The following is a 24,799-nucleotide window of genomic DNA, read 5'->3' as shown; positions in this document are numbered from 1 at the left end:
GCACCCGGCCGCCAGTGGCAGCAGGGACTGGTTGGGACCGTCATCAAGACGGTGACATCAATGGCGCATTGGACCGGACTCCGTTGGCGGGGGGATCCCGTAACAGGGCCTAGCCTAACGGTGGCAAACAGAACTGTCAGTAACCGGCGGCGCGTCTTGGTCCGCGCCGCCGTTGCCGGGAGAGCCGATGCTCAGGCCTGCGCCGCACGGTGCGTGGCGCACAGCTTGTTGCCGGCAGGGTCACGCAGATACGCCAGGTAGAGCGGACCGAACGGGCTTTGCCGCGGTCCCGGCGGGTCTTCAACGCTGACGCCGCCGTGGCCAACACCTGCCGCATGCCAGGCTTCGACCACTTCTGGAGAGGCGCAGCTGAAGCCGATGGTGCCGCCATTGGCATGGGTGGCCGGCTCGCCATTACGCGGATGGCCGACAATCAGCAAAGCGCCAGCGTGGAGATAGACCACGTTGCCCTTGGGATCCACGAAGCCAGGCTTTGCGCCGAGCGTGGACAGCAGTGCGTCATAGAACGCCTTGGATGCCTCTATGTCATTGGCGCCAACCACGATGTGCGAAAACATCCACTATCTCCTGTTGTGTTGTCCGGCCCCTGTGGGCCATTCACTCCACACCGGCATCATTTGCCGATGCAGAAGCTCGAGAAAATTCTGCCCAGCAGATCGTCCGCGGTCATGCGGCCGGTGATTTCGCCGAGTGCATCATGCGCAAGGCGCAGTTCCTCGGCGGCCAGCTCCAGCTGGTCGTAATGCAGCTGCCCATCGGCGGCATCGAGGTGTTCGCTGGCCAGTGCCAGCGCTTCAACGTGGCGCAGACGCGCTGAGAACTCGCCCTGCATGCCCTCGCCCGCACCGTGGCTGGCGATCTCGCGCAGGCGCGCGTGCAGCTGCTCCAGGCCCTGCCCGTTGGCGGCAGACAAAGCGATGCTGTCTTCGCCCAACTGCTGCGGCCACTGCGGTAGCAGGTCGGACTTGTTGTAGATCCACAGCTGCCGCGCGGCCTGAGCGGCAGCGTCGCCGATCGCTGCCTTGCCCGCCTCCGGGTCGCGGGCGTCGAGCACCACGATGGCCAGGTCGGCGCGCTGCATCTCGGCGCGGGCGCGGCGCATGCCTTCGCGTTCGATGGCGTCGCCGCCTTCGCGCAGGCCAGCGGTATCGACCAGTTCCAGCTCCAGGCCGTCGATGCGGATGGTCTCGCGCAGTGTGTCGCGGGTGGTGCCGGCGATATCGGTAACGATGGCCCGTTCGCTGCCGGCCAATGCATTGAGCAGCGAGCTCTTGCCGGCGTTCGGCGGGCCGATCAGCACCGCATGCAGGCCATCACGCAGCTTGCGACCGCGTTCGGCGTCGATGCGCAGCTGGGCCAGCAAGGCTTTGGCTTGTTCGATGCCGGCGCGCACCTGCGCGCCGCCCAGCGTATCCAGCGGCTCATCGGCGAAGTCGATGGCGGCTTCGACGTGGATGCGCAGCCGCACCAGTTGCTCGCCCACCTCTTCCACCCGGCGCGAGAACACGCCATCGAGCGAGCGACGCGCGGCGCGTGCAGCGCACACATCGCCAGCGGCGATCAGGTCGGCGATGGCTTCAGCCTGGGCCAGGTCGAGCTTGCCGTTGAGGAAGGCCCGCTCGCTGAACTCACCAGCGCGCGCTTGGCGCGCACCCAGTTCGATGCAGCGGGCCAGCAGCTGGCGCAGCACCACCGGGCTGCCGTGGCCCTGCAGTTCCACCACCTCCTCGCCGGTAAAGCTGCGCGGACCGGGGAAGTACAGGGCGATGCCGTCGTCGATGACCTCGCCTGCGGCATCGCGGAACTTCGCGTAATGGGCGTGGCGCGGCTTGAGCAGCGGGCACCCCAGCGCAACTGCAATCTGCAGCGACTGCGGGCCGGAGACGCGCAGCATGCCGACGCCGCCGGCAGCGACGCCGCTGGCGATGGCAACAATGGTCTGGCCTGTGGACACGTCGCTCATGGCTTACAGCTTCTGCAGTTGTGCGCGGGCCTGGGCTGCACCGCTGCCTTGCGGCTGCAGCTCCAGGTAGGTGCTGTAGGCCTGCTTGGCCTTGGGCTTGTCACCGGCATTGAAGTAGGCGTCACCGAGATTCAGATAGGCCACGGCGCGCGAGGGATCGATCTTCAAGGTGTTCTCCAGCCAGCGTGCCGCTTCTGCATAGCGCTGTTGGCGGTAATAGACGAAGCCGAGGTTGTTGGCTGCCTGGGCGAAATCGGGACGCAACTTCAATGCTTCGGTGAACTGCGCCACCGCTTCGTCGTAACGCTTCTCGCGGTACAGCTGCAAGCCGCGGTCGTTGGCCTGCTGCGCGCGCTGACGGTCCGAAGTCGGCACCGCGGCCGGTACCACCAGGGTGCTCTTGCCGCCCTGCAGATCGGCCACGGTCACCGGTGCTTCGGTCTTGCCTGCAGGTTTGGCGTCCTGCACGGCATCGACGCGACTATTGAGGGCGATGGCGTCAGCCGACAACTGGCGGGTATCGGCATTGAGGAATTCCTGGCTGTCCGGCACCTGGAACACAAACTCGCCGCCCTGCGAACCAGGCAGGCTGCCGAAGGCCGGGGTTTGTCGCGATACCGCCGACACCGCAGGCGCCACATACGCAGCCAACTCGGTGCCGGTGATCAGGCCATCGCCGTTGAGGTCGCCCTTGCCGGCCAGCGCCTGCAACAGCACCCAGGTGAATACCGAATGCCCATTCGGGCCGCTATCGGCGACTTGCTGGTCGGCACCGCCGGCAGTCAGCATCTGCCGCGCGCTGCGGCGTGCGTTCTCGCGCAGGAACGACGACGAACTGCCGCCGCCACGGGTAAGCCCAAGGCCGCTGTAACAGGCGTCCATCACGAACAGCACGTGCTTGGCCTGCATGCTCTCGGCGATGTTCTGGATGTCGGTCATCGCGATCGCATCGGTGGCGAATTCGTTCGGATCCGAATCCACCGGAATGATGTAGCCGAGGTCGCGGCCAGAGGCCAGCTGGCGGGTCGCGCCATGGCCGGCGAAGAACACGAACACGCGGTCGTTCTTGCCGGTGCGCTCATCGGCCAGGCGGTCGTGGAAAGCAGCGAGGATGTTGTTGCGGGTGGCCTGCTGGTTCTTCAGCACGATCACCTGCGAGGACGGGAAGCCGAACTGGCCGGTCAGCGTATCGGCGATGGATTGCGCGTCGCGGCCGGCGTATTCGAGCTTGGGCCACTTGGCGTAGTCATCGATGCCAATGACGATCGCCCAGGATTTTTCGTAGCCGGTGGTGACCGTGGTATCGGCGACCGCGCCCTTGCGCGCACGGCTGACACTGAAATCACGGCCGTTCCAGCCGGCGAACTGGTAGCCGTCGGCGATCAGCTTGTCGAGGATCTGCGGCAGCGCTTTCACCGCGCGGTCGTGGATGTCATGGAACAGGATGATGCCGCGCTGTTCCTTCTGCACCTGGTCGACCACGCGCTGCACGATGGATTCGGGCACCGGATCGGCCCAGTCCATCGAGTCAATGTTCCACATGATGGATTTCAGGCCGGCTTCGTTGAGCAGCTGCAGGCCTTCGGCATTGCGCGCCCCATACGGGAAGCGGAATAGCGGCGCGCGCTTGGCATCCACGCCCTTGAGCAGCGTGTCGGTATCCAGTACCTGCTGACGCAGCGCATCGCCGGTGGTGCGCGACAGCTGCGCGTGGGTCAGGCTGTGATTGCCGACCGCATAACCATGCTCCATCAGGCTGCGGCTGATGCCGGCCATCGGCCCGAGCTTGACCTTGCCATCGGCCTCGACCGCGCCCAGGTTGCGGCCCACTTCGAAGAACACGCCCGGCACGTCGTAGCGCTGCAGGATGGCGACGACTTCATCGGTGTATGCCTTGTGCGGGCCGTCGTCGAAGGTCAGCACCACGGTTTTCGCCGGCAGGTCGCGCCCGAAGATCTCGCGGTCGCTGTCCTGCATCGACATCGGGTAGGGCTCGATCACGCCAAAGTCGCGCAGGATGGCGTCGCGCTTGTACAGCGTGCTGAGGTGGGCGACATAGTCGTCCCACTTCTCGCGCTTGAGCTCGATGGCGCGGGTGCGCTCGAAGCGGCTGAAGATGCGGGTCAGCTCCTGGTTGTAGTTGCGCTCGATTTCATCGAGTGCTTCCAGGTCTTCGCCGATGCGTTGGTGCAGCTTTACGGCTGGCAGCGAGGAATCCGCGCCTACACGTTGATGCAGTTCACGCAGTATTTCGCGGAAAGCCAGACGATCTGCGTCGTAAAGCTCGGGCGAGGATTCGATGTAATCCAGCACCGTGCCCAAGGTAACGAAGCGTTGCGGATTGGGGTCACGCAGCAAGGCGTCGAACTGTGCGGCGATGGCCTGGCGCTGTTCCAAACCATCGTGGAACAGCTGCTGGCCGATGCGGCTGGAAGTCTGGCGGTCGGCCGGCGATTGCTGTGTTTCGTCGGCCAGCAACACGACGATGCGGCGATGCCCGTCCAACTGTTTCTGCAATGCAGTCAACAGCGGTGCAGCCGCTGGGTTGGCCGCGGCTGCAGCCTGCGCGCTGGCCTGGGTCGGCGTCGCGGTGCCGGTCTCGTCCTGTTTGGAACAGCCGGCGACCGTCAACGCGGCAAGCAGCACGGCAGGCAAAATCAGACGGCACGACAACGAACGGGGCATGGCAGGCTCGGGGGTGAAAGGGTGCAGCAGATGTGGTGATTCTAACGCCACAGGCGAAGAGGCCGGCTTGCGACGAAATGCCGCCCCCTTTGTAGGAGCGACGTAAGCCGCGAAGCTGGCCTTGCTGGAACACCGGGAAGCTGTGCGATCTGATGCTGCGTCGGCTTCGCGGCGTACGCCGCTGCTACAAACAGCCGAACGATCTGTCTTGGTGTGGCCTCCCCCACATGCGAAAAGCCCGCCTTGCGGCGGGCTTTTGCTTACTTGGCTTCGATCACCTTGCTCGGCGCGTCTTCGCCGTGCTTCTTGATCATCCACCACTGCTGCAGCAGGCTCAGGCCGCCGTTGACCACCCAGTACAGGACCAGGCCGGACGGCATGAAGGCCATCATCACGCCGAATACCAACGGCATGAACTGCATCATCTTCTGCTGCATCGGGTCCATGCCCACAGCCGGGGTCAGCTTCTGGGTGAACCACATCACCGCGATGTTGATGATCGGCAGGATGAAGTACGGGTCACGTGCGGTCAGATCCTGGATCCAGCCCAGCCACGGCGCCTGACGCAGTTCCACCGACTCCACCAGCACCCAGTACAGGGCGAAGAAGATCGGCATCTGGATCAGCAGCGGCAGGCAGCCACCCAGCGGATTGATCTTCTCCTTCTTGTACAGCTCCATCATTGCGGTCTGGAACTTCTGCTTGTCGTCGCCGTAGCGCTCTTTCAGCTGCGCGATGCGCGGCTGGAACTTGCGCATCTTGGCCTGTGACTTGAACTGCGCATTGGCCAGCGGGAACAGCGCCATCTTCAACAGGATCACCAGGCCGATGATGGCCCAGCCCCAGTTGCCGACCAGCTTGTGCACCTGGTTCATCACCCAGAACAAGCCCTGGCCGATGATGGCCATGATCGAGAAACGGCTGTAATCGACCACGCGGTCCAGGCCCTTCACGTCTTCCTTGGCGATCTGGTTGACCAGCTTCGGGCCCACCCACAGGCGTGCCTCGGTGCTGACCTTCTGGCCCGGTGCCACGGTGAAGCCGGGGCCGCGGGTTTCGATCACGTTGCGCGGGCCGTTCTGCGACAGCAGGTACAGCGCGGACTGGTCAGCCTGCGGAATCCAGGCGGTGAAGAAATGGTGCTGCAGCATCGCCACCCAGCCACCACTGATGGTCTGGTTGATGGTGCCGTCTTCCAGGTAGTCCTTGAACGCACGACGCTGGTAGCCATCAGCCGGGCTGAACCAGGTGGCGCCGTTGAAGCTGAAGGAATCCGGGTTGGTCATGCCCTTGGTGATCACCGGCGGCACGCGGTCCAGCTTGCGGAACACATAGCCCTGCCACGGCGCAGTGCCGGTATTGACCACTTCGTCCTTCACGCTGATGGCGTAATCGCCACGCTTGAAGGTGTAGGTGCGGTGGATGCTGACGCCGTTCGGGCCGTTCCAGACGAACGGCACCTGCACTTCGTTCTGGCCATCAGCCAGGGCGACGGTGGTGACGCCCTGCACCGGCTGGAAGCCGTTGGCGCCGGGCACCGGCGAGTTGTTCTGGCTGGCCCAACCGGCGGTGGCGCTATACGGATGCGCCTTGTCTTCGGTCAGCAACTGCACCGGCGGGCTGCCGGCGGCCTTGGTCTGCGGGAAGTGCAGCAGATCGGCGTCGAGCACGCTGCGGCCGTCGAGCACCAGCTTCAGTACGTCGGTGGTGACGGTCACGCGCTGGGCGCTGGCAGCGGCTTCCATGCCCGGTGCGCCGGCGGCAGCAGGCGCTTGGCCCGGCACGGTCGCTTGCGGCACGTCGGCGGTAGCCGGTGCATGCAGATCGACGTCATTGGCACCCGGCACGGCCGGCTGGGTGGTGGCCACGGTTGCCGGATCCGGTGCGGCCTTTTCGCGACCCCATTCCATCCACAGCAGCACGGCTACCATCAGCCAGGCAAAAATCAGGAATACACGGGTCTGGTTCATCAGCAGGCAGGCTCGGCTCGACCGGAGGAAGTGTCCGGTACGTTCAAAGGAAGAGGGGCGGGTGCGCCCTCGTGCGGCGGCATTGTGCCGCCCGCAGCCACAACGGGCAATGCGCCGGAACGGCGCAGCAGGCGCTCGAACGCCTCACGGATCTGTTGATTACTGGCGGTCTTGGCCGCGGATCGGGCAACGATGACGTAATCGCCACCGCTCAGGCACGACCGTAGGTGGCGTGTTGCATCCCGCAACACACGCTTGATACGGTTACGACCGACCGCACGCGTATCCACCTTGCGTGACACAGCCAAGCCGAGTCGAGCAGGGGTATCCCCTTTCAACCAGTGGAGTGTCATCAAGGGATCGGATACACGGCGGGCGCCGTTGAAGACCGTTGTATATTCGGCACGCGTACGAACCCGCGCAGAGCGAGGGAATCGCTTGCGCGGGCAGGTACTGATCACGATCGGTGTTGCGATTGCCGCTTCAGGCGGCAACGCAATCAAGCGCTGAGGACTTTGCGGCCCTTGGCGCGGCGACGCGACAGGATCTTGCGGCCGTCGGCGGTCTTCATACGAGCACGGAAGCCGTGATCGCGCTTGCGCTTGAGGTTGCTGGGTTGGAACGTGCGCTTGGTGGCCATTGGGGCACCTGTATGAAGTGGACGGAAAGAACCGGAAATTCTATAGACCCTACCGGGGTCACGTCAAGTCTTGCTTGACAAAGCTATCCACAGGCCGGTGTACATCTTGTGGATGAGCCTGTGAATAAAACCGGGACAAGCATTCCCGCATCGGGCCTGCGGTGGTAGTCTGGGCCATCCACTTTCCCCCTTCCGGCCTGTGGCCCGGCGGCTTTCTGCGCCCGGCTGGCAAGCCTTTGACGACTATTGCTGATGGATGCCTGGACACGTTGTCTCGAACGTCTGGAGGCGGAATTTCCGCCCGAAGATGTCCACACCTGGTTGAAGCCGCTGCAGGCCGACCAACGCGCTGACAGCCTTGTGCTGTACGCGCCAAATGCCTTTATTGTCGACCAAGTGCGCGAACGCTACCTGCCGCGCATCGGCGAACTGCTGACCCATTTCGCCGGTTTCGGCGAGGTGATCCTGGAAATCGGTTCGCGCCCGCGGGCGCCGGAACCGGCCCCGCTGGTCGCCCCGGCGGCCAGCTATGTGCCGGCCGCGCCGGTGGTGCCGTTCAACGGCAACCTCGACTCGCACTACACCTTCACCAATTTCGTCGAAGGCCGCAGCAACCAGCTCGGTTTGGCGGCGGCATTCCAGGCGGCGCAGAAGCCGGGTGATCGTGCGCACAACCCGCTGCTGCTGTACGGCGGCACCGGCCTGGGTAAAACCCACTTGATGCTGGCCGCTGGCAATGCCATGCGCCAGGCTAATCCGGCGGCAAAAGTGCTGTATCTGCGTTCGGAACAGTTCTTCAGCGCGATGATCCGTGCGCTGCAGGAAAAGACCATGGACCAGTTCAAGCGCCAGTTCCAGCAGGTCGACGCGCTGCTGATCGATGACATCCAGTTCTTCGCCGGCAAGGACCGCACCCAGGAAGAGTTTTTCCACACCTTCAACGCTTTGTTCGATGGCAAGCAGCAGATCATCCTGACCTGCGACCGCTATCCGCGCGAAGTGGAAGGCCTGGAAGCTCGGCTGAAGTCACGCCTGGCCTGGGGTTTGTCGGTGGCCATCGAGCCGCCGGACTTCGAAACCCGTGCTGCCATCGTGCTGGCCAAGGCCCGCGAACGCGGCGCCGAGATTCCGGACGACGTGGCGTTCCTGATCGCCAAGAAGATGCGCTCCAACGTGCGCGATCTGGAAGGTGCGCTCAATACGCTGACCGCCCGCGCCAACTTCACCGGCCGCGCGATCACCACCGAGTTTGCCCAGGAAACCCTGCGCGATCTTCTGCGTGCCCAGCAACAAGCCATCAGCATCCCCAATATCCAGAAAACGGTTGCCGACTACTACGGCCTGCAGATCAAGGATCTGTTGTCCAAGCGGCGCACCCGTTCACTGGCCCGTCCGCGCCAGGTCGCCATGGCGCTGACCAAGGAACTGACCGAACACAGCCTGCCGGAAATCGGCGATGCCTTTGCCGGCCGCGACCACACCACGGTGCTGCACGCCTGCCGGCAGATCCGCACGTTGATGGAAACCGACGGCAAGCTGCGCGAAGACTGGGACAAGCTGATCCGCAAGCTCAGCGAGTAGGCCCGGGCGCTGCCCTGTGGAAACGCTCATCGGTGAAGCAGGTGGGAAAACCATTGGGGCAGCGAGGTCTGGGCGGTAAGTGGAGCGAATGATGCACGGACGCCACTGCGGCGTCATCGCACAAAACGGTGCATGATTCGGGGGCAGGCTTGGGAGAAGTTGTGGATAAAATTGGTCGGCAAAACCGCGTCAAAATTATCCACAGGTTCACCCACCTGCTCAGCGTCAGTAATACATGGGTTTCAGTTTCAATAAAACATTTAAAAACAAACACTTAGGTGTGTTTTAAGCCAAATCTGGCTCTACCAGCACCACCAAGCTTTTGATTTAATCCACATCTTTTAAAAGCATAGGGGCACGAAACCACATGCGTTTCACACTGCAGCGCGAAGCCTTTCTCAAGCCGTTGGCCCAGGTCGTCAACGTGGTTGAACGCCGTCAGACCCTGCCGGTTCTGGCCAATTTCCTCGTCCAGGTTCAGGGCGGCCAGCTTTCGCTGACCGGTACCGACCTGGAAGTCGAGATGGTCTCCCGCATCGCGGTCGAAGATGCCCAGGACGGCGAAACCACGATCCCGGCGCGTAAGTTGTTCGAAATCATCCGTGCCCTGCCCGACGGCAGCCGCATCACGGTTTCGCAGACGGGCGACAAGATCACCGTCCAAGCAGGACGCAGCCGCTTCACTCTGGCGACCCTGCCGGCGAATGACTTCCCGTCGGTTGACGAAGTTGAAGCCACCGAGCGCGTCGTCGTACCGGAAGCAGCGCTGAAGGAACTGATCGAGCGCACTGCCTTCGCAATGGCGCAGCAGGACGTGCGCTATTACCTCAACGGCCTGCTGTTCGACCTGCGCGACAGCATCCTGCGCTGCGTCGCAACCGATGGCCACCGCCTGGCGCTGTGCGAAACCGCACTGGAAAACGATAACGGTGCCAAGCGCCAGATCATCGTGCCGCGCAAGGGCGTGACCGAATTGCAGCGTCTGCTGGAAGGCGGCGAGCGCGAGGTTGAGCTGGAAGTCGGCCGTAGCCACGTGCGCATGAAGCGCGACGATGTCACCTTCACCTCGAAGCTGATCGACGGCCGTTTCCCGGATTACGAAGCAGTGATTCCGATCGGCGCCGACCGCGAAGTGAAGGTTGAGCGTGAAACCCTGCGTGCTTCGCTGCAGCGTGCGGCAATTCTTTCCAACGAGAAGTACCGCGGCGTTCGCGTCGAAGTGACCCCGGGCCAGCTGAAGATCAGCGCGCACAATCCGGAGCAGGAAGAAGCCCAGGAAGAGATCGAAGCCGATACCGTGGTCAGCGATCTGGCCATCGGCTTCAACGTGAACTACCTGCTCGATGCCCTGTCGGCACTGCGCGATGAGCACGTTGTCATCCAGCTGCGTGATTCCAACTCCTCGGCACTGGTGCGTGAAGCCAGCAGCGAGAAGTCGCGTCACGTGGTGATGCCGCTGCGTCTCTGACCTGCAGGTTCCACGTGGAACACGAAGAAGCCCGGCCTGATGCCGGGCTTTTTTGTGGCTTGGATTCTGACTGAGGTTCCACGTGGAACAGGCGGGACGCGGCCCCGAGTTCGCCGGCTTCTGGACGATTGCGCCCTATCCCCTGCTTCCTGGCGAGGTGCAACGACGTGGTGGCAGATCTTGGACTGATGAGAGTCTCGCGATTTCCTTCAGCTACCGTGCCAGGTACTGATTCCGGTAGCTGAGCCCAAACATCTGGTTCCAGCTCATTCCGATCGCTCTTGCCGCTGTCTTCGGAGCTCACTGAGATCCGTGTACTGGTTTTCTATCTGGACGATCGCTTCAGCGCTTAGCGGAAGGGCTTTGATGTGCAGGACTCCTTCCCTGCCTGGCTACCTTGGCGGGCAGGACCGAGCTGGATGCCGTTGAACTTTGGCAGTAGCCAACCTGATCGAAGATCAGCAGCTCAAATTCCTTGATGCTTCGGACCGTCACGCCCGATACCCATGCAGAGCTCGGGTTCGCAGATCAAAGCGAGCAGCTCAATCCGTGAAATCCGGGGCCCGGGACCTTGATCGGCCGATCAGAATTCAAGAAATCCGCACCCTTTCCGGAGCATCTCCAAAGGACCAGCAAAGCAGACGGGGCAGCCAGCTCGGATCGACCTCGGATTTTTTGAAATCTGAATCTTGCAGCTGGATCCCAGTACCCAGAATTCAAAGATTCACGGCTCTGGTTTTTCGCCTTTCCTGGGTGCGTGTTTTCTCAGCTCTATGCTTTAAATCTGAGAATAAATCAAAAGCTTGGTGGTGATGGTAGGAGCAGATTTCATGTAAAACTGGCTTAAGTGATTGTTTTACATTGACTTATTGGCACTGAAACCCCCTGTAAAACAGGGCTTCTAGCCTGTGGATATCTGTGGATAAGGTCGAAGAGGCCTCTCAAGGCCTCTTTTATCCACAGATTGCCCCACTTATACACAGGGTTTGTACCCGGACCTATACATGCTCCAAAAAACACCCCATTTCGTGAAATCTGCGCAGCTGCGGCCCAGGCCGCTACTCAGATTTGAAGAAATCCTGTGATGTTCCACGTGGCACAGATCGCCGTTGTTCCTGCGAACGCGTTTGGGCCTACTCATCGGGCTGTTCGAACTTGGCGGATGCTTTAAGCTGCGCATGGCCAGCCACGGACCCCGTGTTGGCGTCGTGCTTTCTGTCGAGCGTCAATGCATATCGTCCGTGTTGCCCTGAACCGCGTGCGTCGGTTCGATTCGGTGGAGCTGGCTCCCCGCCCCGGCATCAACCTGATTACCGGCGCCAATGGCGCGGGCAAGACCAGCGTGCTCGAAGCCCTGCACCTGATGGCCTATGGCCGCAGCTTCAGAGGCCGTGTCCGCGATGGTCTGGTGCAGAAGGGCGCCGAGAATCTCGACGTTTTTGTCGAATGGCAGGAGCGCAGCGACGCAGAACTCGGCGTTTCAACGCGCCGTGCAGGCTTGCGGCACAGCGGACAGGCCTGGAAAGGCCGTTTGGACGGCGAAGATGTGGCGCAACTGGGCAATCTTTGCGCCGCACTGGCCGTGGTTACCTTTGAACCGGGTAGCCATGCCCTGGTCAGCGGAGGCAGCGAACCCCGTCGTCGTTTCATCGATTGGGGATTGTTCCACGTGGAACCTGACTTTCTTCCCCTGTGGCGGCGCTACACGCGGGCCTTGAAGCAGCGCAATGCGCTGTTGAAGATGGGCGCGCCTGGGAAGCAGCTGGATGCCTGGGATTGGGAGATGGCTGAAGCCGGAACTCCCCTTACCTCCCGTCGCCAGCACTATCTGGAACGCCTGCAGGATCGGGCGGTCGCAATTGCTGCAGATCTGGCTCCTGGCCTGCAATTGAATGCGTTGGAACTGCAGCCGGGCTGGCGCCGGCACGAAATGTCGCTGGGCGATGCCTTGCTGCTGGCCCGCGACCGCGACCGTAGCGCGGGCTATACCTCGGTGGGCCCGCACCGGGCCGATTGGAGTGTTGGTTTCACGCAGATTCCGGGCCGCGATGCGCTGTCACGCGGGCAAGCCAAGCTCACCGCCCTGGCTTGCCTGCTGGGGCAGGCTGACGATTACGCCAGCCAACGCGGCGAATGGCCGGTAATCGCTCTGGATGACCTTGGCTCGGAGCTGGACCGCAATCACCAGCAACGCGTTCTGCACTTCTTGGCCGCAACGCCGGCGCAGATATTCATCACCGCAACGGAAACACCGGCGGCACTGGAAGCAGAACTGCAGCCGGCAGCTGTGTTCCACGTGGAACATGGCACCATCAATGCCGTAAGTTGAGCCTTCAGGGCGGAAATCCCCCCGGCAGGTATAATCGGAACGTCATCCCCTATCTCTCATGCCTGTTCCACGGAACGGCGCATGACCTGCGGAGCCTACGGCAAGCGCAATGAGCGAAGAACAGAACACCCCGGTCAACAACGGCAATTACGACGCCAACAGCATCACCGCATTGGAAGGCTTGGAGGCTGTTCGCAAGCGTCCCGGTATGTACATCGGCGACGTCCATGACGGCACTGGCCTGCACCACATGGTGTTCGAGGTTGTCGATAACTCCATCGACGAAGCGCTCGCCGGTCATGCCGACAACGTACTGGTCACCATCCATGCCGATGGCTCGGTATCGGTGGCCGATAACGGCCGCGGTATCCCGGTTGGCAAGCATGCGCAGATGAGCCAGAAGCTCGATCGCGAAGTCTCCGCTGCCGAAGTGGTGATGACCGTCCTGCACGCAGGCGGCAAGTTCGACGACAACAGCTACAAGGTTTCTGGCGGCCTGCACGGAGTCGGCGTCAGCGTGGTCAATGCGCTGTCGCAGAAGCTGCTGCTGGATATCTTCCAGGGTGGCTTCCACTACCAGCAGGAATACGCCGACGGCGCAGCGGTAACGCCGCTCAAGCAGCTTGAAACCAGCGACCGCCGCGGCACCATGCTGCGCTTCTGGCCGTCGGTGACTGCGTTCCACGGCAATGTGGAATTCCACTACGAAATCCTGGCGCGTCGCCTGCGCGAACTGTCGTTCCTGAATTCCGGCGTCAACATCACCCTGGTGGACGAGCGCGGCGAAGGCCGTCGCGATGACTACCACTACGAAGGCGGCATCAAGAGCTTCGTGGAGCATCTGGCGCAGGTGAAGACCCCGCTGCATCCGAACGTGATCGCGGTAACCGGCGAAGCCAATGGCATCGTGGTCGAAGTTGCGCTGCAGTGGACCGATTCCTACCAGGAAACGATGTACTGCTTCACCAACAATATTCCGCAGAAGGACGGCGGTACCCACCTTGCTGGCTTCCGTGCCGCGCTGACCCGCACGCTCAACAACTACATCGAGCAGAGCGGCATCGCCAAGCAGGCCAAGATCAGCTTCACCGGTGACGACATGCGCGAAGGCATGATCGCGGTGTTGTCGGTCAAGGTGCCGGACCCGAGCTTCTCCAGCCAGACCAAGGAAAAGCTGGTCAGCTCCGACGTCAAGCCGGCGGTGGAAAGCACCTTCGGCGCCAAGCTCGAAGAATTCCTGCAGGAAAACCCGAACGAAGCCAAGGCCATTGCCGGCAAGATCGTTGATGCTGCCCGTGCGCGCGAAGCCGCGCGCAAGGCCCGCGATCTGACCCGCCGCAAGGGCGCACTGGATATCGCAGGCTTGCCGGGCAAGCTCGCCGACTGCCAGGAAAAGGATCCTGCGCTGTCCGAACTGTTCATCGTCGAGGGTGACTCGGCAGGTGGCTCGGCCAAGCAGGGCCGCAACCGCAAGAACCAGGCGGTGCTGCCGTTGCGCGGCAAGATCCTCAATGTGGAACGTGCCCGCTTCGACCGCATGTTGGCCTCCGACCAGGTCGGTACGTTGATCACCGCGCTGGGCACCGGCATTGGCCGTGACGAGTACAACCCGGACAAGCTGCGCTACCACAAGATCATCATCATGACCGACGCCGACGTCGACGGCGCGCACATCCGTACGCTGCTGTTGACCTTCTTCTACCGGCAGATGCCGGAGCTGATCGAGCGTGGTTTCGTGTATATCGGCCTGCCGCCGCTGTACAAGATCAAGCAGGGCAAGACCGAGTTGTACCTCAAGGACGACCCGGCGCTGGATGCGTATCTGGCCAACAATGCAGTGGAAAACGCGGCGCTGATTCCGGCTGCCGGCGAGCCGCCGATCGAAGGCGTGGCGCTGGAAAAACTGCTGATGACCTACGCTGCTGCGCAGGAAACCATCAACCGCAATGCGCACCGCTACGACCGCGGTCTGCTCGAGGCGCTGGTCGATTTCACTCCGATGGATCTGGAACACCTGCGTAGCGCAGCGCCGGGCGAGGGTCTGGAGGCTTTGGCTGCACGCTTGAACCAGGGCAGCCTGGGCACGCCGCGTTTCAGCCTGGTACTGCAGGAACCGAATGAACAGCGCCCGGCCGCCGTGCTGGTGACCCGCCGTCACATGGGTGAGGAACACACTCAGGTGCTGCCGCTTGCCGCATTTGAATCAGGCGAACTGCGTCAGCTGCATCTGGCTTCGCAGTTGTTGCATGGCCTGGTACGCGAAGGCGCCACCATCAACCGTGGCAACAAGTCGTCCGAGATCACCGGTTTCGCGCAGGCACAGGCCTGGTTGATGGAAGAAGCCAAGCGCGGCCGCATGATCCAGCGCTTCAAGGGCCTGGGTGAAATGAACCCGGAGCAGCTGTGGGATACCACGGTGAATCCGGATACGCGCCGCCTGTTGCAGGTTCGCATCGAAGACGCGGTTGAGGCCGATCAGATATTCAGCACCTTGATGGGTGACGTGGTGGAACCGCGTCGTGACTTCATCGAGAGCAATGCGCTGAAGGTCATGAACCTGGATATCTGATCCAGCGCAACCGTCAGTGTGGGCGCCGGGAACGGCGCCCACCTTCTATCCGAGCCACGCCCCAGGTCCGCGATGTCCACCCTTCCCGACGTACCGCTCCCCTCGTCTTCCCCTGCCCTGTCCAAGCCCGGCTCGCCGGTGCGCGGCTTTGCCTTGGATCTATTGATCGGCATTGCCACGCTGCTGTTCCTGAGTGTGCTGGGCGGTCTGGTCTGGGCGTTATGGCGTGGTGTCGAGGTTGGCATGCAGGCTGCGCGCGACGGTGCTGCCCCGCCAGCAGCAGAGCTGGCAACCGCTTTGGGCACACCCGGTGCCTTGCCGCAGATGCTGATTGCACTAGTATCCACTGGTGGTGCGGCGTTGCTGCTGTACTTCCTGCGCCGTCGCGCCAGTCCGGCTGAGCGTGCGCAATCGAATCAGGCCATCCGCCGTCCATCCACCTGGGGGTGGATCGCAGTCGTCGCTACCGGTGTTTTTCTGGGTAGCAGCGGGATTGGCTGGATCGCCAAGCAGATGGGCGTGGAGCCGGTGCCAACCAACCTGTTGCTGATGCAGCAGGCATGGGCGCAGTACCCACTGTTCCTGATCGTCTTCGCGGTAGTGCTGGCGCCGGCCTACGAAGAACTATTGTTCCGTCGCGTGTTGTTCGGACGCCTGTGGGCCGCCAATCGTCCCCTGCTGGGCATCGTGCTCAGCAGCTTGGCATTTGCCTTGGTGCACGAGATCCCCGGTACCAGTCCCAACAGCTTCCCGGCGATGCTGCAGCTGTGGTTGATTTACGGCGGCATGGGCGCTGCTTTTGCATGGGTTTATCGCAGGACAGGAACGCTGTGGGCGGCGGTAATCGCCCATGCGCTGAACAACGCGGTTGCGTTGGCGGCGATGGTGCTGTTCGGCACGCAATAAAGCTGCCAGCGGTTGACGAAAAATTAAGCAAGACACTCGCACACTGCAGACGTGAACGAGGGGATCCCGGATGAAAGCTGTCGGACTAGCCGTTGTTGCCGCGCTGTTGCTCAGCGCATGCGCCACCACCACCTCGCCCACCGGGCGACGTCAGGTCATAGGAGGCATATCGCAGCAGCAGCTGGATCAGCTCGGCGCGCAGGCCTTTGCAGAAACCAAGGCCAAGCAGACGCTCAACCGCGATGCCAAACAGAACGCCTACGTGCAATGCGTGGTCAACGCCTTGGTCGCGCAATTACCCTCTCAATACCATGGCGTACGCTGGGAAACCGCGGTGTTCGTAGAAAAAGAACCCAACGCCTTCGCCCTGCCCGGCGGCAAGGTCGGGGTGAATACCGGCATCTTCACGGTTGCAAAGAACCAGGATCAGCTGGCGGCGGTGATCGGCCATGAAATCGGCCATGTGATCTCGCGCCATCACGAAGAGCGGCTTACCCGCCAGCAAAGCACGCAGGTGGGGTTGGGCATTCTGGGTGCGCTGGCTGGCGCCGCCTACGGTGACACCGCCGCCAGCGCGGTCAACCAATTCGGTGGAATGGGCGCACAAGGCCTGATCCTGCTACCCGGCTCCCGAACTCAGGAAAGTGAGGCTGACGTGGTGGGGCAACGCCTGATGGCACAGGCCGGCTTTGACCCCTCACAAGCTGTGAATCTGTGGCAGAACATGATGGCAGCCAGCGGGAATCGCTCTCCGCAGTGGCTTTCCACCCACCCAGACCCGGCCAACCGTATCCGTGAGTTGCAACGTGACACTCCTGCGTTGGAGCCTGTATTTCAGCAGGCTAGGCGTTCCGGTGTAGTCCCTCGCTGCGGTTAGTTGTAGGAAATTGCTGCAGTACACCATCAGAAGTGATTTCTCCGTCAAATAATTTCTGATACGTTTGTGTGCTCGGTTTCGTTCCGACAGTTTGAATTTCTACCGCCACGGCGGCCCTTCGAGGTGAAACATGATCTTCCGCAGCCAAAAGCACGCCGTGCTCTCCATCCTCATCGCCACTGCATTGGGCGGTGTTGTCGTCGCTGACGCTGCGGCGCAGTCGGCGCGCTCTGCTGAGCGTCGTGGCAACAAGGACAGTGCCAAGGCTGAAGTGTTGTACCCGGAAGCTACCCGCGTGGAGCCGAAGGGCAAGGCGTCCTCGAAGATGGGGAGCAAGCTCAACAAGCTGTTCGCTGCCTACAACAAGCAGGAATTCGCGGAAACCCGCACCCTGGCCGACGAAATCCTCGCTTCGCCGGATGCCAATGATTACGACAAGGCCGTCGCCAACCAGCTGGCGTCGCAAGGTGCTTACAACCTTGAAGACAACGCCGCTGCCAAGCAGTACCTGCAGCAGGCGATCGCGCTGAACCAGCTTGACAACAACGGTCACTTCCAGGCGATGTTGATGCTTGCCCAGCTGCAGTTGCAGGATGACCAGCTGGTGGAAGGCCTGGCCAATCTGGACAAATATTTCGCCGAGTCGAAGTCGAACAAGCCTGAAGAACTGATCATCAAGGGCCAGGCGCTGTACCAGAGCGAAAAGTACGCCGAGGCCATTCCGGTGCTGAAGGCAGCCATTGCCGCCTCGCCCGAGCCGAAGGACACCTGGAACCAACTGCTGATGGCCTCCTACTCCGAAGCCGGCCAGACCGGTGAGGCAGTGAAGGAAGCGGAAGCGCTGGCGGCCAAGAACCCGGCCGACAAGAAAGCCCAGCTCAACCTGGCCAGCATGTACATGCAGGCCGACCAGATGGACAAGGCTGCCGCAGTGATGGACAAACTGCGCACAGCCGGACAGCTCACTGAAGAGCGCGAATACAAGCAGTTGTATTCGATCTATGCCAACACCGACAACAAGGAACGGGACGTCATTGCGGTGATCAACGAGGGTATCTCCAAGGGCATCCTCAAGCCGGACTACCAGACCTATCTGGCGCTGGCGCAGTCGTACTACTACACCGAGCAGGTGCCGCAGGCGATCGAAGCCTGGAAGAACGCGGCCCCGCTGTCCAAGGACGGTGAGACCTACCTGAATCTGGCTCGCGTTTTGCATGCGGAAGGCCGTATCCCCGAAGCAAAGCAGGCCGCGCGTGACGCATTGGCGAAGGGCATCAAAAACCCGGCAGATGCAAACAAAATCATCAACCTGAAGTAAGCAGGAATAACGCCTGAACAGCTGTAATTTTGATGCGCAGCTGGTCAGGATTGGTATAAGCTTGGAGGTTCCTGCGGTGTCATGCACCGCTGAATCAGGGGTGGCTTCACACCACCACCCCGACCCCACTAAAGAGTTCTTGGCGCATGACGGAACAACTGGTCTTCCACCACAGGTATGACACCCAGAAAGAAACGGGCCTGAGCTGGCCGCGTATCGCGGGTATCGCATTTGTAATCGCACTGCATCTTGCAGCCCTGATGATGCTCCTGATTCCGGCCGTTGCCCCCAAGGCAGCTGCGGAGAAGGAACGCAACGTCATGGTGACGTTGGTCGACGCTCCGCCGCCGCCACCGCCGCCGCCGCCGCCGCCGCCGCCGCAGGACACCCCGCCGCCGCCGGTCAAGAATCTGGCGCCGCCGAAGGCTTCGCCGCTGACGCCGCCGCCGGAAGCACCGCCGATCGACGTGGCCGAGCCACGTCCGACCGACGTGGTCACGCCGCCGTCGCCGCCTGCACCGCCGTCACCGCCGGTTGATATCCAGGCCAGCGTGGACATCTCGTCCAAGGCCATGAACCCGCCGCGTTACCCGCCGGCTGCATTCCGTGCCGGTATCCAGGGCGAGGTCATCCTGATCATTGATGTCGATGCCAGCGGCAACGTCACCAATGTGTCTGTCGAGAAGTCCAGCCGCAACCGCGACCTCGACCGAGCTGCAATGGAAGCGGCGCGTAAGTGGAAGTTCAACCCCGCCCAGAGCGGTGGATCGAAGGCAGCTGGTCGCGTCCGCGTCCCGGTCAACTTTGCGCTGAGCTGATCCAAGGGGCGGCTTTGATAGCCGCCACCAGGTCAGGTCAACATTAGCTACACCCTTTAACACCACACACAACAAAGGTAAGCGTCATGCTGCAGGAAATTTTCATCGCCGCTGCTGCCGGGGGCAACGCAAACAACGCTCTCTCGCAGATGGGCTTCGAGCATCTGATCCACGAAATGACCACCAAGCCGGGCGACTTCGCCGTCTCCTGGGTTGTTCTGTTGACCCTGGTGATCATGTCGGCCATGTCCTGGTACTGGACCGTCATCAACATCTTCCGCACCGCTCGCCTGAAGTCGGCTGCTGATCGCGTGCCGTCGCAGTTCTGGGATGCCCCGAACGCACAGGACGCCATCCGCGCCATGGAAGAGCAGCCGGCTTCGGAGCCGTTCTCCAAGATCGCTCTGGACGCAGCCCAGGCTGCTGCCCACCACCAGCAGGCTGGTGCTTCGGAAACCCTGAGCCGTTCGGAATTCGTTGACCGCGCCCTGCGTCAGGCCGTGACCCGCGAATCCAACAAGCTGCAGGGCGGCATGATCCTGCTGGCCACCGTCGGTGCAACCGCTCCGTTCGTGGGTCTGCTGGGTACCGTGTGGGGCATCTACGGCGCGCTGATCAAGATCGGTGCAACTGGTTCGGCCTCGATCGACGCCGTTGCCGGCCCGGTGGGTGAAGCACTGATCATGACCGCCATCGGTCTGTTCGTGGCTATCCCGGCCGTGTTCGCCTTCAACTTCTTCAGCAAGATCAACAGCGCGACTGTCAGCAAGTTCGACACCTTCGCTCACGATCTGCACGACTTCTTCGCCACCGGTTCGCGCGTTCGCTAATCCGGCAGCTTAAGTAAGTCTTCGCAACGATATAGACGGAGCCCGTTATGGCTTTCAGTAGTGGTAACAGCAGCGGCCCAATGGCCGACATCAACGTCACTCCCCTCGTGGACGTGATGTTGGTGCTGCTGATCATCTTCATCATCACGGCTCCCCTGATGTCCCATAAGGTCAAGGTGGAGTTGCCGGAAGCCAACCTGATCCAGAATCCGGATACTGCGCCAGATCGCAAGAATCCGATTACGGTGGCGGTCAAGGAAGACGGCAAGCTCTACTGGAACGACGAAGAGGTCTCCAAGGAGACCTTGGAGTCACGTTTCGCGACCGCTGCACAGCAGACGCCGCAGCCGCCGTTGAATCTGCGTGGTGATAAAACCACCAAGATGAAGGTGATCAACGAGGTCACCAAGATCGCGCAGGGTCAGGGCATGCTGGATGTCGGTTTCGTTGCCACCAAAGACAAACAGGGGCAATAAGACATGGCATTCAGTAGTGGTGGAAACAGGGGCCCAATGGCCGACATCAACGTCACGCCCCTCGTGGACGTGATGCTGGTGCTGCTGATCATCTTCATCGTTACCGCGCCGATCATGACGTACCCGATCGCCGTGGATCTGCCGCAGCGGGTTATCAATCCGCCGCCGCAGCTGCGCGAGCCGCCGCCGCCGATCGACCTCCGCGTCGACGCCAGCAACCAGGTTTACTGGAACAATAGTCCGGTGAACGTGGGCGACCTGCAGCAGAAGATGGAAGAAGAAGTACAGAAGGATCCGACCAACCAGCCGGAACTTCGCATCGAAGCAAGCCCGGATTCGGAGTACGACGTCATGGCCAAGATCCTGGCCCAGGCGAAGAACGCTCAGATGAAGAAGATTGGCTTCGTGCAGTAAGCAATACTGCAATACCAAGTCATGACGCGACTGGAAAACGCCCTCCTTGTGGGGGCGTTTTTTTTTGCCTTTCAAGCCTTGCTCCTGTTCACGGGGTTAGCGGCAGCTTGCAAACCACCGCATCGCTGTTTTTCGAAGATTCCCGGGTCGGCGGGAGCTGATGTGCTGTGATGGACTGATGCAGATCGGAACCGGTCCAAGGGTTGCTCGACACTTTTCCGAATCCACGAAGAGCAGGTCGGGCTGCGTCCAACCGTGCTCCACGCAGCGTTGCGTGGGGCCCAGGAATGGCGATCCGCAGCCCTACCCCCGTCCTGCAGCAGAAATACCTGCCAACATGCTCGTCATCGAAGCGACTTACCAACAGTTGCCTGTGGATGGAACCTTGCGGGGGGCGGACTTTGATTGAAGTCCCCAACCAGCCTGTGGATTACTCAGACGTGATCCACGTGGAAATCGATCGCCACTGATCACCAGCCGACCGCGAATGCGTGTTTGGCACTGTGGATAAATCGAACGGGAAAGACAGCCTCGCCTGATGCAAGTCGGCCCTGCCCGTTCGCACCACGCCATGTGGATAACGATCGCAGATGATGCGGACTGCCGACGATCAGGGAGCCGCAATTCGCGTGCATGCAACTGTGTCGTGTCTCATGCCAGGGGTCTTCGGGAAGGGATTGAGCGGTTGCCAGGCAAGTGGGGTGAATCTTTACCGGTGGCAATTTTGGTTTGAATGCGCCGAAGTTCCGTTAACTTCGCAAAAGACGAGCCGAGGACCTAATCCGGGCGCGGCGAGTGTGCACTGATCGAGGCGTCAGCACCTGCTTCCCGGTCACGGTCAAAGCCAGTGCGCATCGGCTGGGATCGACCGCAACAACAGGTCGTCCGCAGCACTTCCAGCCGCTCCATAGCCTGTGGATAAACCATCGGGCACATGCCCTCGGAATCAGCACAAGCCAGGATCTGGATTGCTCCGCAATGGCGTTTCCAGCTTATCCACAACGCTGAGCGGTTCAGGCACGTCCCTACGAAACGCGATGCGAACGTATGTGGATAAGTGTGTGGATGTAAATTCACTTGGCCCGGACCCAGGGGCTTGGTGTGCTGCTGATGTCTTCGTCAGACCGGTTGGTACAACGTGTTGACCTGGAAACAGCGCGCGATTGCTGCCAGCCACGGCACTTTGGAAAGAGCTGGTGCCTGGCTTAGCTGCGCAGGTTTTCGGCTTCGGCAATAGCTGCGAGATAGCCCGCCACGCTTGCTTCGAGCCCGGTATACAAGGCTTCGCTGATCAAGGCGTGGCCGATGGAGACTTCCAGCACGTTGGGAACGTGGGCCAGAAACGCGGCCAGATTTGTCTGTGACAGATCATGGCCGGCATTGACGCCCAAGCCTGCAGCCTGGGCACGGCGGGCCGCATCGGCGAACAGCGCCAGGGATTCCCAAGGGTCACCTGCTGCATGCGCTTCGGCGTAGGGTCCTGTGTATAACTCGACACGATCGGCACCGAGCACGGCGGCCTGGGCAATGTCGGGGTTGCCGGCATCGACGAACAGGCTGACCCGGCACCCATGGGACTTCAACGTGGCGATCAACGGCCGCAGACGCTCACCATCGCGGCCGAAGTCGAAACCGTGATCGGAGGTGAGCTGGCCATCGCTATCGGGCACCAACGTTGCCTGGGCGGGGCGGGTCTGTTCGCACAGCTCAAGCAGGCCGGGGTAGCCCTCGCGCGCCGGCGCGAACGGATTGCCTTCGATATTGAACTCAACACCATGCTGCTGGGTGAGTGCTGAAAGCATCAGCACGTCGGCGGCGCGGATGTGGCGTTGGTCGGGACGCGGGTGCACGGTGATGCCATGGGCGCCCGCGCGCAGGCAGGTCATTGCTGCCCGCACCACATCCGGATCATTGCCGCCGCGCGAATTGCGCAGCACCGCGATCTTGTTGACGTTGACGCTGAGTGCGGTCATGGCTGCGGCAGCTCCCGGTCGCCAGCAGCCGCTGAGGGATTTGCGGGTGTCGGCACGATCGGGGCCTCTGGTGCAGCAGCAGCGGTATCGGCCTTGGGTTGCAGCTGTGCGCGCAGCGCCTGCAGTTCAGCGGCGTGCAGCGGACGCGGTGCTGAGCTCACACCGCTGAAGCGGGATACGTACAGACCCTTTGCCCACAACACCAGGAACACCAATGCAGCCACCAGGGCCAACACCAGCAGCCAGCTATGGGTGGTGGAAAAGGCAAGCACAAACGCGCCAAGCGCGAGCAATAGAAACAGCCAGTACATGACGATCTCCCTGTCAGAGGCATGCAGTGTAACGGCGCTGGCAGCACCGATTCCATGCATGGACAAGGGTTTGGCCGCTGTACCGGACAGCCGGTAGGTTCAGCGAAACAAGCGGACTCTGTTCAGCGCATTTCGGCCCGAATCAGACCCTTGCAGATCCTTGCCGGCGGGCCCTGCCCTATAGCAATGGCGACGCCAGCCGCGCGAAGGCCTCTGGCAGGCGCTTGCGCCACAGCGAGCGGTCGCGGATCAACTGCACCTCCTCGGCGCTGTCGAACTCGGTCCGCAGGATGGCTTCCAGTTCGCCGGTGAGCTTGAGGTCGGTATACATCATCGACAGCTCGAAGTTGAGCCGGAAACTGCGGTGGTCGAAGTTGGCGGTGCCGACGATGCAGGTGTCGTCATCAGCGATGAACGCCTTGCTGTGCAGCATGCGCGGGCCGTACTCGAAGATGCGCACGCCGGCCTCCAGCAGCTCATCGAAGTAGGAGCGCGCAGCCAGGGTGACGAATTTCGAATCGCTTTGCTTGGGCACCATCAGTCGCACGTCCAGGCCGCCGAGTGCGGCCGAGGTCAGCGCCATGCGCGCTGCCTCGCCGGGCACGAAATACGGCGTTACCAACCACACACGATGTTTGGCTTCCTGGATGGCGGCCACATGCAGGCGATGGATGGGCTCCCAGGCCGAATCCGGGCCGGACACCAGCACCTGCGCATCGATGCTGCCTTGCGCCCGGGTGGGCACATCGGCGGGGAACAGGTCGCCGCGCTCGAACAGCTCCGGGCCCTGTTCGGTGGCGTAGATCCAGTCTTCGAGGAACACCAGCTGCAGGCTGTGGACAACTTGTCCACGAATGCGCATGTGCAGGTCGCGGTATGCGTTCGGGTTGCGGCTGTCGTCTTCTTCGTCGGTGACATTGATGCCACCGGTGAATGCGACTTCGCCATCCACTACCACCAGCTTGCGGTGGGTGCGCATGTTCAACCACGGCCGCTTCAGTGGCTTGAGCAGCTGGCGTGGATGGAACCAGGAAACCTCAGCACCGGCATCGAGCAGCGGCCGTAGGAACTTCCTGCCGACTTTCGAAGAACCCACCGCATCCAGCAGTAAACGCACCTTGATGCCGGCGCGGGCACGCTCCACAAGCGCATCACGCATGGCGGTGCCGGCATGGTCGGGCTCGAAGATGTAGTACTCCAGGTTGACGTGGCGGCGTGCCTTGCCGATCGCATCGATGATGGCGGCATAGGTCGCCGCGCCATCCAGCAACCAATCGACATCAGTGGCGGTGCTCGGCGACAGCCCGGTGGTGGCCTGCCCTACCCGCGCCAGCTCGGTGCAGTTGGCATCGGGCGGACAGACTGCGTCATAGGTGCTCATCCCCTCGCGCGAACGACCGCGGCGCAGGCGTTGGCGCACGATCTTCTGCGGCCCGAACAGGTAGAACACGAACAGGCCGATATAAGGCAGCGCCGCCAGCGACAGGATCCAGCTCAGCGTGGCGACCGGCTCGCGCTTCTGCAGCACGATGTAGCAGGCCAGCACCAGCAGATAGGTGACATAGGCGGCGGCCAGGATCTGGGCGGCGTGGGGAATGCTGGACAGACTTGTCCACAGGTCTTGGAGGGCTTCGCGCATCCGGCGATTCT

20 protein-coding genes are annotated in these 24,799 nt (G+C 61.9%); 11 read left to right on the top strand and 9 right to left on the bottom strand.

Translation table 11 applies throughout. The features are described from left to right. Nucleotides 1-191 precede the first annotated feature (191 nt). From ACVOLS_RS05780 to rpmH, 6 genes are all read right to left on the bottom strand, one after another. A complete protein-coding gene (locus ACVOLS_RS05780; protein ID WP_481535326.1) occupies nt 192-578 on the bottom strand; it encodes a VOC family protein in 387 nt (128 codons plus the stop codon). Between the two features lie 56 nt (nt 579-634). Continuing rightward, nucleotides 635-1,984: a tRNA uridine-5-carboxymethylaminomethyl(34) synthesis GTPase MnmE gene (mnmE, locus tag ACVOLS_RS05775; protein WP_481544849.1), complete on the bottom strand. Its 1,350-nt coding sequence runs from the start codon at nt 1,982-1,984 to the stop codon at nt 635-637. Between the two features lie 3 nt (nt 1,985-1,987). Next, complete coding sequence (locus ACVOLS_RS05770; RefSeq protein ID WP_481544848.1) at nt 1,988-4,669, bottom strand: polysaccharide deacetylase family protein; 2,682 nt, start codon at nt 4,667-4,669, stop codon at nt 1,988-1,990. Nucleotides 4,670-4,929: 260 nt separating this feature from the next. Further along, nucleotides 4,930-6,639: a membrane protein insertase YidC gene (gene yidC, locus ACVOLS_RS05765; RefSeq protein WP_481544847.1), complete on the bottom strand. Its 1,710-nt coding sequence runs from the start codon at nt 6,637-6,639 to the stop codon at nt 4,930-4,932. Further along, nucleotides 6,639-7,142, bottom strand: a complete 504-nt coding sequence (gene rnpA / locus ACVOLS_RS05760) for a ribonuclease P protein component (protein ID WP_481544846.1) — start codon at nt 7,140-7,142, stop codon at nt 6,639-6,641. Before rnpA ends, yidC begins: the two co-directional genes overlap by 1 nt. Next, entirely contained in the window at nt 7,139-7,279 is a 141-nt protein-coding gene (gene rpmH / locus ACVOLS_RS05755; RefSeq protein WP_006404565.1) for a 50S ribosomal protein L34, read from the bottom strand. The genes rnpA and rpmH overlap by 4 nt, the downstream gene beginning before the upstream one ends. Before the next feature lie 252 nt (nt 7,280-7,531). On the opposite strand from rpmH, the gene dnaA reads away from it, so the two are divergent. The 11 genes from dnaA to ACVOLS_RS05700 all read left to right on the top strand — a co-directional run bounded on the left by dnaA (nt 7,532) and on the right by ACVOLS_RS05700 (nt 20,865). Beyond that, nucleotides 7,532-8,860 (top strand): chromosomal replication initiator protein DnaA, encoded by a 1,329-nt coding sequence (gene dnaA / locus ACVOLS_RS05750; RefSeq protein ID WP_481544845.1) that lies wholly within the window; start codon nt 7,532-7,534, stop codon nt 8,858-8,860. A gap of 367 nt (nt 8,861-9,227) precedes the next feature. Next, nucleotides 9,228-10,328 carry a DNA polymerase III subunit beta gene (gene dnaN, locus ACVOLS_RS05745; protein WP_057629944.1) on the top strand — a complete coding sequence of 367 codons (1,101 nt, stop codon included), beginning with the start codon at nt 9,228-9,230 and terminating at the stop codon, nt 10,326-10,328. Nucleotides 10,329-11,556: 1,228 nt separating this feature from the next. Continuing rightward, nucleotides 11,557-12,657, top strand: a complete 1,101-nt coding sequence (gene recF, locus ACVOLS_RS05740) for a DNA replication/repair protein RecF (RefSeq protein WP_481544844.1) — start codon at nt 11,557-11,559, stop codon at nt 12,655-12,657. Between the two features lie 109 nt (nt 12,658-12,766). Next, nucleotides 12,767-15,226: a DNA topoisomerase (ATP-hydrolyzing) subunit B gene (gene gyrB / locus ACVOLS_RS05735; RefSeq protein ID WP_481544843.1), complete on the top strand. Its 2,460-nt coding sequence runs from the start codon at nt 12,767-12,769 to the stop codon at nt 15,224-15,226. A gap of 72 nt (nt 15,227-15,298) precedes the next feature. Further along, on the top strand, nt 15,299-16,132 hold the full coding sequence (locus ACVOLS_RS05730) for a CPBP family intramembrane glutamic endopeptidase (protein ID WP_481544842.1): 834 nt from the start codon (nt 15,299-15,301) through the stop codon (nt 16,130-16,132). Nucleotides 16,133-16,202: 70 nt separating this feature from the next. Beyond that, a complete protein-coding gene (locus ACVOLS_RS05725) occupies nt 16,203-17,009 on the top strand; it encodes a M48 family metallopeptidase (protein ID WP_481544841.1) in 807 nt (268 codons plus the stop codon). A gap of 130 nt (nt 17,010-17,139) precedes the next feature. Beyond that, nucleotides 17,140-18,327 (top strand): tetratricopeptide repeat protein, encoded by a 1,188-nt coding sequence (locus ACVOLS_RS05720; protein ID WP_481544840.1) that lies wholly within the window; start codon nt 17,140-17,142, stop codon nt 18,325-18,327. Nucleotides 18,328-18,473: 146 nt separating this feature from the next. Beyond that, entirely contained in the window at nt 18,474-19,145 is a 672-nt protein-coding gene (locus ACVOLS_RS05715) for an energy transducer TonB (RefSeq protein ID WP_481544839.1), read from the top strand. Between the two features lie 86 nt (nt 19,146-19,231). Continuing rightward, nucleotides 19,232-19,975, top strand: a complete 744-nt coding sequence (exbB, locus tag ACVOLS_RS05710; RefSeq protein ID WP_057629874.1) for a TonB-system energizer ExbB — start codon at nt 19,232-19,234, stop codon at nt 19,973-19,975. Between the two features lie 47 nt (nt 19,976-20,022). Then, nucleotides 20,023-20,451, top strand: coding sequence for an ExbD/TolR family protein (locus ACVOLS_RS05705; protein ID WP_057629873.1), 429 nt, complete (start codon nt 20,023-20,025; stop codon nt 20,449-20,451). Between the two features lie 3 nt (nt 20,452-20,454). Further along, the gene (locus ACVOLS_RS05700; protein ID WP_282268368.1) at nt 20,455-20,865 is read left to right on the top strand and encodes an ExbD/TolR family protein; all 411 of its coding nucleotides are present in this window, start codon (nt 20,455-20,457) and stop codon (nt 20,863-20,865) included. Between the two features lie 1,205 nt (nt 20,866-22,070). Here ACVOLS_RS05700 and ACVOLS_RS05695 read toward each other — a convergent pair. From ACVOLS_RS05695 to cls, 3 genes are all read right to left on the bottom strand, one after another. Further along, nucleotides 22,071-22,838 (bottom strand): pyridoxine 5'-phosphate synthase, encoded by a 768-nt coding sequence (locus tag ACVOLS_RS05695; RefSeq protein ID WP_481544838.1) that lies wholly within the window; start codon nt 22,836-22,838, stop codon nt 22,071-22,073. After that, entirely contained in the window at nt 22,835-23,149 is a 315-nt protein-coding gene (locus tag ACVOLS_RS05690) for a hypothetical protein (RefSeq protein ID WP_481544837.1), read from the bottom strand. The genes ACVOLS_RS05695 and ACVOLS_RS05690 overlap by 4 nt, the downstream gene beginning before the upstream one ends. Before the next feature lie 178 nt (nt 23,150-23,327). Continuing rightward, nucleotides 23,328-24,788, bottom strand: coding sequence for a cardiolipin synthase (gene cls / locus ACVOLS_RS05685; protein ID WP_481544836.1), 1,461 nt, complete (start codon nt 24,786-24,788; stop codon nt 23,328-23,330). Nucleotides 24,789-24,799 lie beyond the last annotated feature (11 nt).

This window comes from Stenotrophomonas sp. STEN038, assembly GCF_056759895.1.
The sequence above is the reverse complement of the archived record's forward strand: the minus strand, read 5'-3'. Positions and strand labels throughout refer to the sequence as shown.

Coding starts and splice junctions, on each gene's coding strand:
- dnaA (WP_481544845.1), top strand. CDS start 7,532: ATGGATGCCTGGACACGTTGTCTCGAACGTCTGGAGGCGGAATTTCCG.
- ACVOLS_RS05705 (WP_057629873.1), top strand. CDS start 20,023: ATGGCTTTCAGTAGTGGTAACAGCAGCGGCCCAATGGCCGACATCAAC.
- ACVOLS_RS05720 (WP_481544840.1), top strand. CDS start 17,140: ATGATCTTCCGCAGCCAAAAGCACGCCGTGCTCTCCATCCTCATCGCC.
- ACVOLS_RS05715 (WP_481544839.1), top strand. CDS start 18,474: ATGACGGAACAACTGGTCTTCCACCACAGGTATGACACCCAGAAAGAA.
- gyrB (WP_481544843.1), top strand. CDS start 12,767: ATGAGCGAAGAACAGAACACCCCGGTCAACAACGGCAATTACGACGCC.
- exbB (WP_057629874.1), top strand. CDS start 19,232: ATGCTGCAGGAAATTTTCATCGCCGCTGCTGCCGGGGGCAACGCAAAC.
- ACVOLS_RS05780 (WP_481535326.1), bottom strand. CDS start 578: ATGTTTTCGCACATCGTGGTTGGCGCCAATGACATAGAGGCATCCAAG.
- ACVOLS_RS05690 (WP_481544837.1), bottom strand. CDS start 23,149: ATGTACTGGCTGTTTCTATTGCTCGCGCTTGGCGCGTTTGTGCTTGCC.
- cls (WP_481544836.1), bottom strand. CDS start 24,788: ATGCGCGAAGCCCTCCAAGACCTGTGGACAAGTCTGTCCAGCATTCCC.
- ACVOLS_RS05700 (WP_282268368.1), top strand. CDS start 20,455: ATGGCATTCAGTAGTGGTGGAAACAGGGGCCCAATGGCCGACATCAAC.
- yidC (WP_481544847.1), bottom strand. CDS start 6,639: ATGAACCAGACCCGTGTATTCCTGATTTTTGCCTGGCTGATGGTAGCC.
- rpmH (WP_006404565.1), bottom strand. CDS start 7,279: ATGGCCACCAAGCGCACGTTCCAACCCAGCAACCTCAAGCGCAAGCGC.
- ACVOLS_RS05725 (WP_481544841.1), top strand. CDS start 16,203: ATGAAAGCTGTCGGACTAGCCGTTGTTGCCGCGCTGTTGCTCAGCGCA.
- dnaN (WP_057629944.1), top strand. CDS start 9,228: ATGCGTTTCACACTGCAGCGCGAAGCCTTTCTCAAGCCGTTGGCCCAG.
- ACVOLS_RS05730 (WP_481544842.1), top strand. CDS start 15,299: ATGTCCACCCTTCCCGACGTACCGCTCCCCTCGTCTTCCCCTGCCCTG.
- recF (WP_481544844.1), top strand. CDS start 11,557: ATGCATATCGTCCGTGTTGCCCTGAACCGCGTGCGTCGGTTCGATTCG.
- ACVOLS_RS05695 (WP_481544838.1), bottom strand. CDS start 22,838: ATGACCGCACTCAGCGTCAACGTCAACAAGATCGCGGTGCTGCGCAAT.
- mnmE (WP_481544849.1), bottom strand. CDS start 1,984: ATGAGCGACGTGTCCACAGGCCAGACCATTGTTGCCATCGCCAGCGGC.
- ACVOLS_RS05770 (WP_481544848.1), bottom strand. CDS start 4,669: ATGCCCCGTTCGTTGTCGTGCCGTCTGATTTTGCCTGCCGTGCTGCTT.